Below are 17,342 nucleotides of genomic sequence, written 5' to 3'. Positions count from 1 at the left end.
GCGACATTTTCCTCCAGATGCTTGACCTTGGAGGTGCCGGGGATCGGCAGCATGACCGGACTCCTCTTCAGCACCCAAGCAAGTGCAATCTGGCTCGGCGCCGCATCGTGCTGTTTCGCAATGTCATCGAGCAGCGAACCCGAATTGGCGAGATCGCCGGCGGCCAGCGGGTGCCACGGGATGAAGCCGATATTGTTCTTTTCGCAATAATCGAGCACATCCTCGCTGGTGCGGTCGACCAGATTATAGCGGTTCTGCACTGTCGCGACCGGGAACACTTTCTGCGCGGCCCTGATCTCGTCGACCGAGACCTCGGAGAGGCCGGCATGGGCGATCAGTCCCTCGTCCAGGAACTCCTTGATGGCGCCGAACTGTTCATCGGCCGGTACCTTGGCATCAATGCGGTGAAGCTGCCAGAGGTCGATCCTGTCGACGCCCAGATTGCGCAGGCTTTTATGAACCTGCTGGCGCAGATATTCCGGGCGTCCGACCGGAAGCCAGACGTTGGGGCCGGTGCGGGTCAGACCGCCCTTGGTGGCGATCCTGACGTCGCCATAGGGATGCAGCGCCTCCCTGATCAGCCACTCGGAGACATCGGGGCCGTAGCTGTCGGCGGTATCGATGAAATCGACGCCCAGTTCCGGCAGCCGCTTCAGCGTCGCGATGGCGCCGTCGCGATCTGCGGGCTCGCCCCAGATGCCGCTGCCGGTGATGCGCATGGCGCCGAAGCCCAGCTGCGTAACCTTCAGCTCGCCGCCGATTGCGAAAGTGCCTGCCTTGTCAGCACGAATATCAGCCATGGTCTTCTCCCATGTTTGTTGGAAAAACGCCGCGCGACAGGAGGACCAAAGCGGGTCGGGCGCGCGGCTGCAATATCGGAAAAATACACAGGGTCAGATGGTCCGGCAGAGCGGGAGTTTCAATACGGACAACGCCATTTTGTCTGCGATCGTCCTTTTTCAATGAAGATGGAACATCCTCTTCAGGTCCACCTCAACCGGGGAATTGTCCGGATTGGTTTCCATGATATCGGCCATGAAGGCCCACCAGCGCTTGGCGATCTCGGTATCGGGAATTGCATCCATCCGATGATCGTCGGTGCGTTTCAGCACCGCGAACAGGTGGTGGGTCTCCTCGTCAAGCCAGATCGAATAGTCGGAGACGCCGGAATCCTTCAGGAGCGCGGCAAGCTCCGGCCAGATCTCGTCATGGCGGCGCTTGTATTCGGCCGCCTGACCGGCATTGAGGTTCATGCGGAATGCGACGGTTTCCATGGGCTTCCTCCTCGTGAGAGCGCGGCTTCAAACGATGCCGCCGCCGGCTCCCGTAACGGCCGGACGTTCGCCGGCAACCTTCTGCCGGTAGCCGGAAGCGCGATAGGTCGCGATCGGATCGATGGCGCCGCCAGCCTGGCGGCGGGCCATGGCGAGGATCGGGCCGACATCGGTGCGGAAGGCGTCCTTCAGCGTTTCGGAAGCCATCATCGCATCGTTTTCCTCCTGATAGCCGGCAAGGGCGGCGCGATCGACCAGAAGCGCCTGCGCATAGGCGCGGCGGACCTCGATTGCCGAGCGCATCAGGCTCTCGATCGGATCGGTGACATTGTGCGACTGGTCGAGCATGTGGGCGGGGTTGAAGCCGGGCGCGCCTTCCGCATCCACCAGTTCGTTGAAGACGAGAAACAGGCGGAACGGATCGATCGAACCGGTATCGAGGTCGTCGTCACCGTATTTGCTGTCGTTGAAATGGAAACCGCCGAGCTTGCCGAACTGGATGAGACGCGCGACGATCATCTCGATATTGACGTTCGGCGCATGGTGGCCGAGATCGACGAGGCAGAAGGCCTTGGGGCCGAGCTCCCTGGCGATCAGATAATTTGTGCCCCAGTCCTGCACGACGGTCGAATAAAAGGCCGGCTCGAAAATCTTGTGCTCGGAGAAAATCCGCCAGTCATCCGGCAGCGCTGCATAGACGCTCTTCATGGCCTCCAGATAGCGTTCGAACTGCTTTGTGAAATGGCTCTGGCCGGGAAAGTTCGAGCCGTCGCCGATCCACACGGTCAGCGCCTTGGAACCGAGCGCCTTGCCGATCTCGATACATTCGATGTTGTGGTCGATCGCCTGCTGACGCGTTGCCGCATCGGAGTGGGAGAGCGAACCGTATTTGTAGGAGTGCTCCTGGCCCGGCTGGTCCTGGAAGGTGTTGGAGTTCATTGCATCAAAGCCGAGGCCGAGCGCCTCGCCGCGCTGACGCAGTTCTGAGAGATCATCGACCTTGTCCCACGGGATATGCAGCGAGACGGTCGGGGTGGCGCGCGTCAGCTGCTGGATCACCGCGCAGTCTTCCAGCTTGTCGAAGATATGGCGCGGCTCGCCGCCGCCGGGAAAGCGGGCAAAGCGCGTGCCGCCGGTGCCGACGCCCCAGGAGGGCACGGCCACGCCATAGGCCGCGACCTTGGCGGTTACATCGTCGATGCTGACGCCGCGGCGGGCGAGCTTTTCTCCGAGTGCGTTGTAGTCCCTCTCGAGGTCTTTGGCGCGCTTGTCGTTCTCTGCGGAAAGCACGCCGCCGTCGATCATCTGTTCCATGTCTTCCTCCCGTTGCAGGTGATGGGCCTGCCGAATTGGTTTGTCATCGGGGCGGTTCAGCCCACAATCTCCCCTTGAGGGGAGAGATTGGCCGTAAGGCGGGCCCTTCCAAACCTACCGCGGAAACGACACCGCATTCCCCGCATCCACGTTGATGATATTCCCCGTCGATTTGGCCGACATGTCGGAGGCGAGGAAGTAGATGGCTTCGGCGATATCCTCCGGGAACACCGAACGCTTCAGCATCGAGCGCTCGCGGTAATGCGCCTCCAGATCGTCGGTCGACATCTTGTAGGCGGCGGCGCGCTGTTCCTTCCACTCGCCAGTCCAGATCTTCGAGCCGCGCAGAACGGCATCCGGATTGACGGTGTTGACGCGGATCTGGGCGCTTGCCCCTTCAAGCGCCAGGCAGCGGGCAAGATGGATTTCCGCGGCCTTGGCCGTGCAGTATGCGGATGCGCCGGGCGAGGCGGCCAGGCCGTTCTTCGACGAGACGAACACGACATTGCCGCCGGCATTCTGGTAGCGGAACAGGCGGAAGGCCTCGCGCGAGACGAGGAAATAGCCGGTTGCCAGAATGGCGATGTTCTTGTCCCAGAGATCGAGCGTCGTCTCCTCGATCGGGGCGGAGGAGGCGAGACCGGCATTGGAGACCAGAATATCAAGCCCCCCGAATTCCACCACCGTATCGGCAAAGCCCCTGGCGACTTCGGCCTCGTCGGTGACGTTCAGGTGAACGCCGCGCACGATATCCTTGCTGAAGACGGAGGAGAGCTCGGCCTTGGCGGTTTCAAGCGCGGCATCATCGATATCGGCCAGCACCACGCAGGCGCCTTCGCCGGCAAGCCGGAAGGCGGTGGCCTTGCCGATGCCGCCCGCGCCGCCGGTGACAAGGGCGATCTTGCCGGCAAGCGGCTTCGGTTTCGGCATGCGCTGCAGCTTTGCCTCTTCCAGAAGCCAGTATTCGATATCGAAGGCCTCCTGTTCGGAAAGGCCCTGATAGGTCGAGACCGAGGATGCGCCGCGCATGACGTTGATGGCGTTGACGTAGAACTCGGCAGAAATGCGGGCCGTCGCCTTGTCCTTGGCAAAGGAGATCATGCCGACGCCGGGCACCAGGTAGATCACCGCATTCGGATCGCGCATCGCCGGCGAATTGTCGTGCTTGCAGCGCGCGTAATAGGCGGCATAGTCCTCGCGATAGGCGGTGATCGCGTCCGGGAGGCCTTCGACCGTCTTGTCGATATCCGGGTTTTCCGGGTCGAAATCGACGACCAGCGGACGGATTTTCGTACGGAGAAAGTGGTCGGGGCAAGATGTGCCGAGGGCTGCGAGTTCCTCAAGCCGGTTGGAGGCGACGAATTCCAGAACGGCGGGCTGATCGTCGAAATGGCCGAGCTTGCCTTCGGTTTGCGAGATCATGCCGCGGATCTTCGGCATCAGTTTTTCGGCAATGGCGCGGCGGTCTTCGGCTGCAAGCGTCTTCACCTTCGGCCCGCCAAAGACCGGGCCTTCGATCTTCGCCTCGAGCCAGGCCATCGCCTTGTTGATGATCTCGAGCGTGGTCTCGTAGCTTTCCTTCGCCGTGTCGCCCCAGGTGAAAAGGCCATGGCTTTCGAGAATGACGCCGCGCGCATCCGGGTTTTCTGCGCAGAACTTGCCTAGCCAGAGGCCCAGTTCATAGCCCGGACGCTTCCACGGCAGCCAGCCGATCTCGCCGCCGAAAATTTCCCTGGTCAGCGCCTCGGAATCGGCCGAAGCGGCAATGGCGATGATTGCGTCGGGGTGCATGTGGTCGACATGCTTTTTCGGCACATAGGCATGCAGCGGCGTGTCGATGGAGGCCGCGCGGGCATTCAGGTTGAAGGTGCAGTGGGGGAGGTAGCCCACCATCTCGTCTTCGTGCTCGATGCCGCGATAAAGCCCCTTCAACGCATTCAGCTTGTCCATGTAAAGCGTTGCAAAGCCGTCCATCTTGATGGTGCCGACATCGCCGCCCGAGCCCTTCACCCACAAGACCTCGACCTGATCACCGGTGAGCGGGTCCTTTTCCATCACCTTGGCCGAGGTGTTGCCGCCGCCGTAATTGGTGATGCGCTTGTCGGAGCCCAGAAGATTGGAGCGATAGAGCAGCAGCTCGGATTCGCTCATGCCGTCGGCCTTGCCGTCATCCCACAGGTTCTCAAGCCGGGCGGCCCGGGTGTCATTCGCCATCATTTCCTCCTTCGGGGCCTCTCGGCCTGGTTCTTCCCCGGCAAAATCCATCCGAAAGTCGGGCTTGTCAATCATAAACGCTCAATTTCGATCAAAAATGGCACTATCTCAGTGCAGCATGACTATTTTTGATTGACACTGATGGAAATTCGCTGAACTCTGTCAAAAAGGGAGGCCCCATGCACGAGAAAGAGCGTCATCGCATCATCCTGTCAGCGGCACAGGAAAAGCCGGTTGTGACCGTGGCGGAGCTCGTCGATCTGACGGAGAGCTCCGAGGCGACGATCAGGCGCGATATCGCGGCTCTGCATGTGGCCAAGCGCCTGCGCCGGGTGCGCGGCGGGGCGGAGGCGCTCAGCCCGCCGCAATTCGTCGGCCTTGCCGGCCGGCCCTTCAGCGTCAACCAGACGATGAACGCGCGTCAGAAGCAGGCGATCGCCAAGGCGGCCGTCGCGCTGTGCGATGACGGCGATTCCGTCATCATCAACGGCGGCACGACCACGTTTCAGATGGTCCATCACCTCGCCAATCGCCGGCTGCAGGTGTTCACCAATTCCTTTCCGATCGCGGAGCATCTGCTGAAGCATTCGAAGAACACGGTGATGCTGTCGGGTGGCGTGATCTACCGCGAGCAGAACGTGATCCTGAGCCCGTTTGAGAACGACGTGACCCGAAATTTCTGGGCAAGGCGGATGTTCATGGGCGCGCAAGGGATCGGCCCGCTCGGCCTGATGGAGGCCGACCCGCTTTTGATCCAGGCCGAGCAGAAGCTGATCGACCAGGCGGAAGACCTGGTTGTTCTGGTGGATTCATCAAAATTCAAGCAGCGGTCGAGCCTTATCCTTTGCGGGCTGAAAAGAATCTCGACCGTGATTACCGATTCCGGGCTGCAGGCGTCTGACGCCCGCATGCTGGAGGAGGCCGGCGTTTCGGTGATCATCGCCGATGCGCAGGCAATGGAGGAAACCGGTTCGGGCTGAGCCTTGGAGGAGAAAAGCCAGCCTGCACCCTGTTCATCAACCGGAGGAGAAAGATGAGCATTTTGAAGAAAGTTCTCGTGGGAGCGCTGCTCTCCACCGCGCTCGTTGCGCAAGGCGCGCATGCCGCCGACAAGAAGATCGCGCTGGTGGTGAAGGCGCTCGGCATCGGCTTTTTCGAGGCCGCTGCGGAAGGCGCCGAAGAGGCCGCCAAGGAAATCGGCGATGTCGAACTGATTTACACGGGCCCGACCGATACCACCGCCGAAGGCCAGATCGACGTGATCAATTCGCTGATCGCCCAGAAGGTCGACGCGATTGCGATCTCGGCCAATGACCCGGATGCACTGGTGCCGGCGCTCAAACGCGCCATGCAGCGCGGCATCAAGGTCGTCTCCTGGGATTCCGGCGTCGCACCGGAAGGCCGCATGGTGCACTTGAACCCCTCGTCCAATCCGCTGATCGGCAACATGATCATCAAGCTTGCCGCCGACAATCTGCCGGATGGCGGCGAGGTCGCCGTGCTTTCGGCGTCCGCGACGGCGACGAACCAGAACACCTGGATCGATGAAATGAACAAGGTGAAGGGCGACTACCCGAATATCGATGTCGTCACCACGGTTTACGGCGACGACCTGTTCGACAAGTCCTATCGCGAAACCCAGGGCCTCATCCAGTCCTATCCGGATCTGAAGGCGATCATCGCGCCGACCTCCGTCGGCATCGTCGCCGCCGCCCAGGCCGTGACGGATGAAGGCAAGATCGGCGAGATCAACGTCACCGGCCTTGGTCTTCCGTCCGAAATGGCGGCCTATGTCGACAATGGCGCATCGAAATCCTTCGCCATCTGGAACCCGATCGACCTTGGCTATGCCGCCGTCATGCTGTCGAACGACCTGATCGACGGCGCGAAAGCCGAACCGGGGGCAGAGCTTTCCATGGGCCGCCTCGGCGATCTGACGCTCGATGACGACAATGCCGGCGCCATGGCCGATCCCTTCGTCTACGACAAGTCGAACATCGACAAGTTCAAGGACATTTTCTGAGGTTGTTCTTGCTGCGGTGAAGTCTGGCTCTGCTGATAGACACCCAAATGCCCCTCCGAATTCGATCTCCCCCCTTGAGGGGGAGATGTCGCGAAAGCGACAGAGAGGGGTAAAGGGCGCAAGCCCTAAGAGCCGCAGTCTCCGTGCTCTCGGATGGGGTTCACCCCCCTCTGCCCCTGTCGGGGCATCTCCCCCTCAAGGGGGGAGAATGCTGGTTGCCACATCTGGACAAGCCACTCCCGCAAACAATCCGGCCCGCTCCGATCTCGGCGGGTCGGTACCTCAGTAAAAACACGGCAGGCCCTTGATGCCAGACGCACAGAAAAACGCCGCCATCGCCCTTGACGGCATCGCCAAGACCTTTCCGGGCGTTCGCGCGCTGTCGGATGTCTCCCTTGCGCTCTATCCGGGAGAGGTGACCGCGCTTGTCGGCGAAAACGGCGCGGGCAAGTCGACGCTCGTCAAAATCCTGACAGGCATTTACCAGCCGGATGGCGGCGAGATCACTATCGACGGTGCGCCTGTCCGCTTCCCGACGGCGGAAGCGGCAAGCGAACATGGCGTCACGGCGATCCATCAGGAAACCGTATTGTTCGACGCGCTGACGGTTGCCGAAAACATCTTCATCGGTCACGCGCCGACCAACCGTTTCGGCCTGATCGACTGGAAGCAGATCCATGATCGCGCCCGCGATATTCTCGACAGTATCGGCGCGCGCATCGATCCGCGCCATCGCCTGTCCGAGCTTGGCATCGCCAATCGCCACATGGTGGCCGTTGCCCGCGCGCTTTCCGTCGATGCCCGCGTGGTCATCATGGACGAGCCGACGGCAGCCCTGTCGCAAAAGGAAATCGAGGAGCTTTACGAACTGGTCGAGAAGCTGAAGGCGGACGGCAAGGCGATCCTGTTCATCTCCCACAAATTCGACGAAATCTTCCGCATTGCCGATCGCTATACCGTCTTTCGCGATGGCGAGATGGTGGGAGAGGGCAGGATTGCCGACACGGACGAGAACGCTCTGGTGGAACTGATGGTCGGCAGGCCTGTCGACCAGGTCTTCCCCAAGCAGGAGGTCGCAATCGGCGGGCCGGTGCTGACGGTGTCGGGCTATCGCCACCCGACTGAATTCGAGGATATCGGCTTCACCCTTCGGCGCGGCGAGATCCTCGGCTTCTATGGTCTTGTCGGGGCCGGGCGGTCGGAATTCATGCAGGCGCTGTTCGGCATCACCCGGCCTGCGGCCGGCGCCGTGCGGATTGATAACGAGATCGCCGTCATCCGCTCGCCCTCGGAAGCGGTGAAGCAGGGCATCGTCTATGTGCCGGAGGAACGCGGCACGCAGGGCACGATCACCGCCATGCCGATCTTCGAAAACGTCACGCTGCCGTCGCTCTCCAAGGTCTCGCGCAGAGGCTTTGTCCGCATGGCCGAGGAATTTGCCCTGGCGCGGGAATATACCGGGCGGCTGGACCTGCGCGCGGCCTCGCTCGACCAGCCCGTCGGCAATCTTTCGGGCGGCAACCAGCAGAAGGTGGTGATCGCCAAATGGCTGGCGACCCAGCCGAAAGTGATCATTCTCGATGAGCCGACCAAGGGCATCGATATCGGTTCGAAATCCGCCGTTCATGCCTTCATGAGCGAGCTTGCGGGCAGGGGGCTCTCCATCATCATGGTCTCGTCAGAAATTCCGGAAATCCTCGGCATGTCCGACCGTGTCATTGTCATGCGCGAGGGGCGGATCGTCGCCGAGCTTGCGCGCGATGAGATGTCGGCGGAAAAGCTGGTGCGGGCGGCAGCCGGCATCGGGGCGGCGGCATGATGGCGCAGATCTTCAAACATCGCGAGGCGCTGCTTTTCGTTGCCATCTTGATGCTGGTCGGCGCGATCGAGCTGCGTTTCCCGGGCTTCGTCGCGCCGCGCAATCTCGTCTCGATCTATAATGATACGGCGATCCTGATCATCCTGGCGCTGGGACAAGCCGCCGTCATCCTGTCGCGCGGCATCGATCTTTCCATCGCCGCCAATCTGGCGCTGTCGGGCACCATTGCCGCCCTTCTGAATGTCGCCTTTCCCGACCTGCCGGTGATCTTTCTGCTGGTGGCCGCCACCGTCAGCGGCGCGGCGCTCGGCGCCATCAACGGGCTTCTGGTCTGGCGCCTGTCGATCCCGCCCATCGTGGTGACGCTCGGCACGATGACGATCTATCGCGGCACGATCTTTCTTCTGACCGGCGGCGCCTGGGTCAATGCCCATGAGATGACCGATGCCTTCAAGGCGGTGCCGCGCGCCGTCTTTCTCGGCATTCCGGTGCTTGCCTGGTTCTCGCTGGCCGTCATTTTGGTGATGATGGCGGTGCTGGTCATGACCCGGCTTGGCCGCGCCTTTTATGCCGTCGGCGGCAATCCGCATGCTGCCGTCTATACCGGCATTTCCGTCGGTCGCACGCATTTCTTTGCCTATCTGATTGCCGGCGCGCTGGCCGGCCTTGCCGGTTATCTGTGGACCGCGCGCTATGCCGTTGCCTATGTCGATATCGCCAATGGTTTCGAGCTGGATGTAGTCGCGGCCTGCGTCATCGGCGGCATATCGATTGCCGGCGGGGCGGGGACGGCGATTGGCGCGGTGCTTGGCGCGCTGTTCCTCGGCATTATCAAGAATGCGCTGCCGGTCATCAATGTCTCGCCCTTCTGGCAGATGGCGATTTCGGGCACGGTGATCATCATCGCCGTTGCCGTCAATGCGCGCTCCTCGCGCGTCAAGGGCCGCGTCATCCTGAAAAAAGCGGAGCATGCGCTATGAGTGTCAGCGAAACGCGCTTTGTCCCAGACCGCCTGCATGGGCGTGGTTACCGGATGGCGAGAAGCTGGGAGAGCCTGCTGGTCTTGGTGGTGGTCGCGATCTTCATCGTCAACAGTTTCGCCTCGCCCTATTTCCTTGACGCCTGGAACCTGTCGGATGCGACCTTCAACTTCACCGAAAAGGCGCTGATTGCCTTTGCCATGGCGCTCGTCATCATATCGGGCGAGATCGACCTGTCGGTCGCCGCCATCATCGCGCTCGCCTCCACGGCCATGGGCTATGCCGCGCAGTTCGGCGCGGGAACACCGGAACTTGTGGCAATCGGCCTTGGCGTCGGCCTGTTGTGCGGCGCCTTCAACGGGTTTCTCATCACCGGTCTCGGCCTGCCGTCCATCGTCGTCACCATCGGCACGATGAGCCTCTTCCGCGGGCTTTCCTATGTGGTGCTCGGCGACAAGGCCTTTACCGGCTATCCGCCCGGTTTCGCCTTTTTCGGCCAGGGCTACGTGGTCTGGGTCATCTCCTTCGAATTCGTGCTGTTTGCCGTCATGGCCGTGCTTTTCGGCATCCTGCTGCATCTCACAAGCTTCGGCCGCATGGTCTATGCGATTGGCAACAACGCCACCGCCGCCCGCTTTTCCGGCATCCGGGTCGGGCGGGTGAAGTTCCTGCTGTTCCTGATGACCGGGGTGATGTCCGGCATGGCGGCAATCTGCCTGACCTCCCGCCTCGGCTCGACGCGTCCGTCGATCGCCTTTGGCTGGGAGCTCGAGATCGTCACCATGGTGGTGCTGGGCGGGATCAACATTCTCGGCGGCGCGGGCACGATCATCGGCGTCGTGCTCGCCGCCTTCATCATGGGCCTGGTCACCTTCGGCTTCGGGCTGATGAATGTGCCGGGAATCGTCATGTCGATCTTCATCGGTCTTCTGCTGATTGGCGTGATCGCATTGCCTGTGCTCTATACGAGGATCGCAAGGCGGTTCAGACGGGATGAGGCGCAATGAGTGACATCCGCAATGTCGCGGTCATCGATATCGGCAAGACCAATGCCAAGGTCATCCTCTATGATCTGGAGAAAGGCCGCGAGGTCGATACGCGGTCAAAGCGCAATGTCGTCACGGGCGATTCGCCCTATCCGCATTTCGAGGTGGACGACCTTTTCGGCTTCATTCTGGAAGCGCTTGCCGCCTTTCAGGATCAGCATGGCGTCGACGCAATCTCCGTGACCACGCATGGCGCGACGGCGGCGCTCCTGAAGCGTGACGGAACGCTGGCGCTCCCGGTGCTCGACTACGAACATACCGGTCCCGACGAAACCCGCGAAGACTACGAAAAGCTCCGCCCGCCCTTTGCCGAGACCGGCTCGCCGCGCCTTGCCATGGGGCTGAATGTCGGCGCCCAGCTCTTCTGGCAGAAGACCAGGTTTCCCGACCAGTTCGCCGAGATCGACTGCATACTGCCCTATCCGCAATATTGGGGCTTTCGTCTCACCGGTCGGCGCGCCGGCGAGGCGACGAGCTGGGGTTGCCACACCGATCTCTGGTCACCGCGCTCCAGAACGTTTTCCTCGCTGGTGGGCGAACTTGGCCTCTTCGGCAAGATGGGAGAGCTTGTCAAAGCCGATGACAAGCTTGGCGAGGTTCTGCCGGAAATCGCGAAGAAGACGGGTCTTGCAGCCGCTTGTCCGGTTTTTGCCGGCATTCACGATTCCAACGCCTCGCTGCTGCCGCATCTGTGGTCGCGCGCGCAGCCCTTTTCCGTGGTCTCGACCGGCACCTGGGTGATCGCCATGGCCGTCGGCGGTCATCCGCCGGCTCTGGATGAAAGCCGGGATACGCTGATCAACGTCAACGCCTATGGCGATCCGGTGCCCTCCGCGCGGTTCATGGGCGGACGGGTCTTCGAGGTGGCGGCGCCCGGCGGCGAGGTTGCCGTCACCGAAGACGACCGCAAGGCGATGCTGAAGAACCGGATCATGATGATGCCGTCTGTGCTCGGCGATACCGGGCCGTTTCAGGGGATCATCGGCGGCTGGACGGTGGACGAGCATCATCTGACGCCCGGCATGCGTCTTCTCGGCGTTTCCTGGTATCTGGCGCTGATGACGGCGATCTGCCTTGACCTGACCGGGGCTTCTGGACCGGTAATCGTGGAAGGTCCGTTTGCCGAAAACCACGACTATCTCTCCATGCTCTCGGCCGCGACCGGCCGTCCGGTGGAGAAAAGCCCGGGCAGCGGCACCAGCGCCGGCGCGGCAGGCCTTGCCGTGGGCGGCATGAAGCTCTCCGCCTTCAAGCCCCATCCCGAATCGCTGTCGGGTCTTGCCGACCTCAACGCTTACGCGGAAATCTGGCGGGAAAGGCTGCCGGAGGTGGAATGAAGCCTGTCAGGCAGCGTCATCCGGCCTGCCGATGCCATCGCCCAACAGATCCTCGACGAACCATGCCGCAAACTGGGCGCGGCCGGAAACGCCGGCCTTGGCGTAGATCCGCGTCATCTGGGCGCGGACGGTGCCCTGGGCCGCGCCGCGCAGGCGGGCGATCTCCGAGATGTCGAGCCCCTTCAGCGCCAGAAGCCCGACTTCGCGTTCGGCGGGGGTCAGGCCCCAGTCGTCGAACTGTGCGTCGATGATGCGGATGAAATCGCCGCGCGCGGTATCGAGTGCGCGTTCCTGGGCATACATGCGTTCAAGTGTCAGCCGAAGCTGCCAGCCGGCAAGGAAGATGCCGGCGACCAGCGTGACGGCGATCAGCGCCTCGATGATGGAGTGGGCGCCGGGCGGCTTCTCAAAAAGGTCGCGCGTTGCATCGGCAACGAAAAACACGGCGGCGACGGCCTGCATCAGCATGAACGCCGCAAGGGCGATCGTCTGCGATCGCCCTTGCCTTCGTGTTTCCGGCCTGTTCGTCATTTCGGCGGACCCTTGATCATCGGGCGGACGAGGTTTCGGCGAAGCGCGTGGCTTTCGACCGCGACGCCTGCGACGTGAATGAGCGCCAGAATGAGCATCAGGTTGGCGGCGGTTTCGTGCACCCCCTCGACGATGTCGCTCCGGGCAAGACTGTCGCCACTATCGTCCCCGGCGCTGCCATTGGCAAGGCTCGACCAGTCGCCCTGTTCGACGGCAGCCTGTTCCTCCGCAATCGTGATCGGGCTCCTGGCATCGGTCATGATCAGGCCGGTGGCGATGACGACGGCGAGCATCGCCCAGAGCGCATAGACCATCATGGCCCCTGCGGGATTGTGCGACGGATACTCACGCGGCTTGCCCCTGATGACCGAGAGCAGGTGCGAGACGGCGGCTTTCGGATGCGGCGGAAAGGCGGAAAAGCGCGCCTCGCGCGGTCCGAGAAGCCCCCAGCCCAGCCGGATCGCCAGAACCGACATGGCGATCCAGCCGACCCAGACATGGATCGTGCCGCCCGGTTTGGACAAGAGCCCGTTGATGATGACGGCGGCGGCGATCGTCCAGTGGCTGATCCGCACCAGCGGGTCCCACGGATCGGGAGGGGCGACTTCCGCCCCTCGTCCTGTCTTTGCCTTGTCGGACATCTCAGTCCTTCCCGGAAATCTTCTTTACCGCGCCGGAGGCCGGATCGATATAGATTTCCCACATCTTGTTGGACTGATCGGTGCACTTGGCCTCGATCATGCCGTCTTCGGCTTCGAATGCCCTGACGGAACAGCCGACCTTTTCGAGGGCGGCGGTGGCGTCCTTCGGATTGGTGCCGACGACGTCGCCGACGGCCGGCATGGCGAAGGCGGAAAGCGGCGAGACGAGCGTAAGGGCTGCGAGGATGGCAATGCGTTTCATATCGGCTCCTGTCTGTTGGGTCGCCTTGGAGTGCGACGCTGCCGATGTGGACGGAGACAATGGCCCTCGTCCATGGCGCAAGTGCTGAAATGCGGGCCCGTAAGCGTCTGCTTATAGGGTGTTCAGGTGGATGAAACGGCGCTGGATGCCTTGAAAACGGCTTGTCCCCGCACCAGTTCGATCTTCTTCGGGCAATCAATACGGGTGAAAGAACGCATGGACATCAACAAGCTTCTGGAAGGCTTCCTCGGTTCAGGCTCGGGCTCGGGCGGGCCGGATGCGGCGCGGACAACGGGTGGCTCAGGCCTGCCGGGCGGGCTTGCCGGCGGCGCGGCGGCCGGCGGAGCGATCGCGCTTCTGCTCGGCACCAAGACCGGGCGTAAGCTGGGCGGCAAGGCGCTGAAATACGGCGGCATGGCTGCTGTCGGCGGACTGGCCTACAAGGCCTATCGCGACTGGCAGGAGAACAAGTCCTCCGGTCAGGAGGAGAGGCCGCTCAATTTGCCGAAGCCGCCGGCGGACAGCGGCTTTGATGTCGAGCACGACGCGGACAAGGACGGCCGGGATTTCCGGCTGGCGCTGATGCGGGCGATGATCGCGGCGGCAAATTGCGACGACCATATCGACAAGGCCGAGCATGGCCGCATCCGCGAGCAGATCGAGAAGATGGGATTCGGCGCGGAGGAAAAAGCGCTGCTTTTCGACTATTTCGCCCAGCCATCAGATCCTGCGGCGGTCGCAAGGCTCGCGCGCTCGCGCGAACAGGGAGCCGAGCTCTATCTGGCTTCCGCTCTTGCGGTCGATCCCGACACGCCGCAGGAAAAGGCCTATCTCGAGCGGTTGTCCGGACATCTGGACCTGCCCGAAGATCTGCGCGGACACCTCGATCTCGAAGCGGAAGCCGCCCGCCGTCAGGTTGAGGGCTGACCGGTCCGGCAATGACGACGCGCTGACCTTTGCGGCCGCTGGTCCTTGTCCTGGGCGCGGTGGAAGCGCGTCGCCGTCCCGAGGGCGCGCCATCGCGGCGCTTGCGGCCGGTCATTGGCAGACTCGATGGTCGACGGCAAGGCTACTTCGTGGCGATCCTGAGGACGATGTCCTGGTCGTAATTGCCGAAGCCCTTGCCGAAGATATTGACGCCGCCGGGATGACGGGCGTCCTCGTGCACGCTGATCGAAAGGCGGATGGAGTGGTGGCGTTCAAGGCCGAGGTCGGCGAGACGGACGTCGGACATCCTGACGCCGTCCACATAGGCGCCGCTTCCGGTCACGCGGAAGCGCTTCAGCATGCCGTATTGCGAGCCCTTGAGCTTCCACCAGTCCGGCGTGAATACGCCGCGACGATCGCCGAAATCGCCCGGCGATGTCCACTGGCCGATATCGATGCCGTTGATGCCGATGGTGATGTCGGACGGCCAGTCGGGGTTGGTGCCGGGCATTTCGGAGGAGAGTTCCAGGGAGAATTCGAGCTCTTCGACGCCGCGGTTGTCGAGCCGGGCATTGTTGGGAAACTGGTATTCCACCTTGCCCCTTGTGAACCAGATCAGCCCGGCCTTCATGCGCGCCGGATCAAGGAAGGAATCGGGCACGTCGAGAAGGCCGATAATGCCCTCGTTCGTGCACAGCCCGCAGGGCGCGCTGACGTCGAAGGCGGTGTAGAGGCCGACCGGCATCGACACCTCAATCCCGTCCCTGCGGCGTTCCTCCGCCGCATCGGCGAAAACGATCAGCACTTCATCGTAGATGCTGGTGCAAACCTTCTGGTTGCCCTTGCGGGCGCGCTGGCTCTCCGTATGGATCAGTCCGGCCTCTTCCAGAAGCTGCACGCTGAGCGACACTGTGGATTGCGGAAGCTTCAGGAGTTCGCCGATCTCCTTGACGTTCAGCGGCCCCTTGCGGCGCAGAAGCTTGAGCACGGCAATGCGCGCCGGCGCGGCCAGACCCTTGATGACATTCATGTCCCTTTCCGGGTCAACGACGAGAAAATTGCGCGGCATGGGAGAACTTTTCTACTGGCGGTCAGTGTCAGGAAACGTTCATATCAGGATTCTTGGCGCGGTCAAATATCGGTGGTCACGGCCCGCGTGCCGGGACCGCTTAATGCGGACAATTCACAATCTGGTGCAAACTTTTGAACAGGGATTGCGCCGACTTCGGTTCGTCTGCCTTATTTGGCGATCGGTATCGCGATTCGGCCATCGGCTGCATGCACTTGAAAAAACACAAGGAAACGAGCAGGCTGCACATTTCCTGTGCATTCGTTTATCTTGACACAAGATTGAGCGGCTTCTAGAATTTTGAACCAAATGGTCAAAGAGGGGTCTTTTTACAAATGAAGAATGATTTTTCGCTGAGCCGTCGCGCGCTCATGGCATCCACGCTTGTTCTCGGCGCCGTCGCCATGGCGCCTGCCGCCGGCGCTGCCGAGCCGCTGAAGGTTGCCGGCATCCACGCCTCCCCGGTGGAGAACGCCTGGAACTCGGTCATCCATCAGGCGCTCCTGGAAGCCGCCGAAGAGGGCACGATCGAATATGTCTTTTCCGAGAGCGTTTCCGGCACGGACTATCCCCGCGCCATGCGCGAATATGCCGAGCAGGGCGTCGACCTGATTATCGGCGAATCCTACGCCGTTGAATCCGAAGCGCGCGAAGTGGCCGCCGACTATCCCGATACGCCCTTCGTCATGGGCTCCTCCGGCGGTCCGTCTGGCGACAATTTCGGCGTTTTCGGCACATGGAACCAGGACGGCGCATATCTCGCCGGCATGCTGGCCGGCACGCTGACGGAAAGCAATGTCGTCGGCTCGGTCGGCGCCATGCCGATCCCGGAAGTCAACATGCTGATCAATGCCTTTGCCGAAGGCGTGAAGGAAACCAATCCGGACGCCGAACATCATGTCACCTTCATCGGCACCTTCTTTGATCCGCCCAAGGCCCGTGAAGCCGGTCTCGCCCAGATCGACCAGGGCGCGGACATTCTCTTCGGCGAACGCATTGGCACGGCCGACGCCGCCAAGGAACGCGGCATTCTCGCCGTCGGATCGCTCATCGATTACACGCCGCGTTATCCCGATACCGTCTTTGCCAACGCTCTCTGGGGCTTCCGCCCGATCGTCGATGCGGCGATCGCCGATGTCGAGGCCGGCAATCCGGTCGGCCAGAATTACACGGCCTTCGGCATGCTGAAGGAAGGCGGCAGCGACATCGCCTTCGTTGAAGGCGTTGCCTCGCCGGAGGCGGTCGAAGTCATGCTGGCCAAGCGTCAGGAAATCATCGACGGCACGTTCGAGGTGCCGCGCAATATGGACGAACCGAAGTAGGGATTGCCCATGCAGGCCGACGCGACAGCGCTCGCCGCCGCGATCGGCAAGGGTGATGTTTCGGCGCGGCAGGCGATGGAAGCATCGCTTGCGGCCTCTGATGCGTGGGCGCATCTCGGCGCCCTTTGTGGTCGCGACCCTGAAACAGGGCTCGCGGCCGCTGATTGGTTTGACGGTCTTTCAGCGGACGAAAAGGCGGCGATGGCCTTCGGCGGCGTGCCGACGCTTGCCAAGGATCTCGGCGGCCCGTTTGCGGGCCTTGCCGTTACTGCCGGATCGCGCGCGCTTGCCGGCGGGGATGCCGGCGCTGACAGCGATATCGCCGCCCGTTTTCGCGACGCCGGGTTTTCTCTTTTCGGGCTGACGACGAGCCCCGAATTCGGCCTGTCGCTCGCCAGCGAACCGGCAAAGGGCCCGATCTGCCGCAATCCGCTGGATGAAAGCCGCTCGCCCGGCGGTTCATCGGGCGGCGCTGCCGCCGCCGTCGCCGCCGGCATTGTTTCCATTGCGCATGCGACAGATGCTGGCGGCTCCATCCGCGTGCCCGCCGCCTGCTGCGGCCTTGTCGGCCTGAAACCCTCGC

The 17,342-nt window shown here is 62.4% G+C and carries 17 protein-coding genes; 9 read left to right on the top strand and 8 right to left on the bottom strand.

The features are described 5' to 3' along the window. The 4 genes from AC5DC2_RS06915 to AC5DC2_RS06900 all read right to left on the bottom strand — a co-directional run. A partial coding sequence (locus AC5DC2_RS06915) for an aldo/keto reductase (protein ID WP_491697978.1) occupies window positions 1-800 on the bottom strand: 800 nt, incomplete at its 3' end. Window positions 801-959: 159 nt separating this feature from the next. After that, the gene (rhaM, locus tag AC5DC2_RS06910; RefSeq protein WP_491697977.1) at window positions 960-1,274 is read right to left on the bottom strand and encodes an L-rhamnose mutarotase; all 315 of its coding nucleotides are present in this window, start codon (window positions 1,272-1,274) and stop codon (window positions 960-962) included. 27 nt (window positions 1,275-1,301) lie between these two features. Continuing rightward, window positions 1,302-2,588 carry an L-rhamnose catabolism isomerase gene (gene rhaI / locus AC5DC2_RS06905; protein WP_491697976.1) on the bottom strand — a complete coding sequence of 429 codons (1,287 nt, stop codon included), beginning with the start codon at window positions 2,586-2,588 and terminating at the stop codon, window positions 1,302-1,304. A gap of 114 nt (window positions 2,589-2,702) precedes the next feature. Beyond that, complete coding sequence (locus AC5DC2_RS06900) at window positions 2,703-4,802, bottom strand: bifunctional rhamnulose-1-phosphate aldolase/short-chain dehydrogenase (protein WP_491697975.1); 2,100 nt, start codon at window positions 4,800-4,802, stop codon at window positions 2,703-2,705. Between the two features lie 179 nt (window positions 4,803-4,981). On the opposite strand from AC5DC2_RS06900, the gene AC5DC2_RS06895 reads away from it, so the two are divergent. The 6 genes from AC5DC2_RS06895 to AC5DC2_RS06870 all read left to right on the top strand — a co-directional run bounded on the left by AC5DC2_RS06895 (window position 4,982) and on the right by AC5DC2_RS06870 (window position 12,007). Continuing rightward, window positions 4,982-5,782 carry a DeoR/GlpR family DNA-binding transcription regulator gene (locus AC5DC2_RS06895; RefSeq protein WP_491697974.1) on the top strand — a complete coding sequence of 267 codons (801 nt, stop codon included), beginning with the start codon at window positions 4,982-4,984 and terminating at the stop codon, window positions 5,780-5,782. 53 nt (window positions 5,783-5,835) lie between these two features. Beyond that, on the top strand, window positions 5,836-6,825 hold the full coding sequence (gene rhaS / locus AC5DC2_RS06890; RefSeq protein WP_024706967.1) for a rhamnose ABC transporter substrate-binding protein: 990 nt from the start codon (window positions 5,836-5,838) through the stop codon (window positions 6,823-6,825). Between the two features lie 307 nt (window positions 6,826-7,132). After that, window positions 7,133-8,644, top strand: a complete 1,512-nt coding sequence (locus AC5DC2_RS06885) for a sugar ABC transporter ATP-binding protein (RefSeq protein WP_491697973.1) — start codon at window positions 7,133-7,135, stop codon at window positions 8,642-8,644. Next, window positions 8,641-9,624 (top strand): ABC transporter permease, encoded by a 984-nt coding sequence (locus AC5DC2_RS06880; protein ID WP_491697972.1) that lies wholly within the window; start codon window positions 8,641-8,643, stop codon window positions 9,622-9,624. The genes AC5DC2_RS06885 and AC5DC2_RS06880 overlap by 4 nt, the downstream gene beginning before the upstream one ends. Continuing rightward, window positions 9,621-10,631 (top strand): ABC transporter permease, encoded by a 1,011-nt coding sequence (locus AC5DC2_RS06875; RefSeq protein WP_491697971.1) that lies wholly within the window; start codon window positions 9,621-9,623, stop codon window positions 10,629-10,631. The genes AC5DC2_RS06880 and AC5DC2_RS06875 overlap by 4 nt, the downstream gene beginning before the upstream one ends. Next, window positions 10,628-12,007, top strand: coding sequence for an FGGY-family carbohydrate kinase (locus AC5DC2_RS06870; RefSeq protein ID WP_491697970.1), 1,380 nt, complete (start codon window positions 10,628-10,630; stop codon window positions 12,005-12,007). Before AC5DC2_RS06875 ends, AC5DC2_RS06870 begins: the two co-directional genes overlap by 4 nt. A 6-nt stretch (window positions 12,008-12,013) precedes the next feature. Here AC5DC2_RS06870 and AC5DC2_RS06865 read toward each other — a convergent pair whose 3' ends face one another. Genes AC5DC2_RS06865 through AC5DC2_RS06855 form a run of 3 tightly spaced genes read right to left on the bottom strand, consistent with a single transcriptional unit; the run spans window position 12,014 to window position 13,441 of the window. Further along, window positions 12,014-12,538 (bottom strand): helix-turn-helix transcriptional regulator, encoded by a 525-nt coding sequence (locus AC5DC2_RS06865; protein WP_491697969.1) that lies wholly within the window; start codon window positions 12,536-12,538, stop codon window positions 12,014-12,016. Next, window positions 12,535-13,179, bottom strand: coding sequence for a cytochrome b/b6 domain-containing protein (locus tag AC5DC2_RS06860; protein ID WP_491697968.1), 645 nt, complete (start codon window positions 13,177-13,179; stop codon window positions 12,535-12,537). The genes AC5DC2_RS06865 and AC5DC2_RS06860 overlap by 4 nt, the downstream gene beginning before the upstream one ends. A gap of 1 nt (window position 13,180) precedes the next feature. Next, window positions 13,181-13,441: a PepSY domain-containing protein gene (locus AC5DC2_RS06855; protein ID WP_491697967.1), complete on the bottom strand. Its 261-nt coding sequence runs from the start codon at window positions 13,439-13,441 to the stop codon at window positions 13,181-13,183. Between the two features lie 216 nt (window positions 13,442-13,657). On the opposite strand from AC5DC2_RS06855, the gene AC5DC2_RS06850 reads away from it, so the two are divergent. Beyond that, complete coding sequence (locus tag AC5DC2_RS06850; RefSeq protein ID WP_491697966.1) at window positions 13,658-14,368, top strand: tellurite resistance TerB family protein; 711 nt, start codon at window positions 13,658-13,660, stop codon at window positions 14,366-14,368. A 142-nt stretch (window positions 14,369-14,510) separates the two neighbouring features. Here the strand turns inward: AC5DC2_RS06850 and AC5DC2_RS06845 are convergent, their stop codons facing one another. Further along, window positions 14,511-15,437: an ArsR/SmtB family transcription factor gene (locus tag AC5DC2_RS06845; RefSeq protein WP_024708781.1), complete on the bottom strand. Its 927-nt coding sequence runs from the start codon at window positions 15,435-15,437 to the stop codon at window positions 14,511-14,513. Between the two features lie 335 nt (window positions 15,438-15,772). Here AC5DC2_RS06845 and AC5DC2_RS06840 point away from each other — a divergent pair, with 335 nt between their 5' ends. Together AC5DC2_RS06840 and AC5DC2_RS06835 are read left to right on the top strand one after the other, a co-directional pair. Beyond that, window positions 15,773-16,759, top strand: a complete 987-nt coding sequence (locus tag AC5DC2_RS06840) for a BMP family protein (RefSeq protein WP_491697965.1) — start codon at window positions 15,773-15,775, stop codon at window positions 16,757-16,759. Between the two features lie 9 nt (window positions 16,760-16,768). Further along, the coding region (locus AC5DC2_RS06835; RefSeq protein ID WP_491697964.1) for an amidase family protein at window positions 16,769-17,342 on the top strand (574 nt) is incomplete at its 3' end.

The organism is Martelella sp. (genome assembly GCF_984369615.1).
This window is presented reverse-complemented; position numbering and strand designations above follow the sequence as displayed.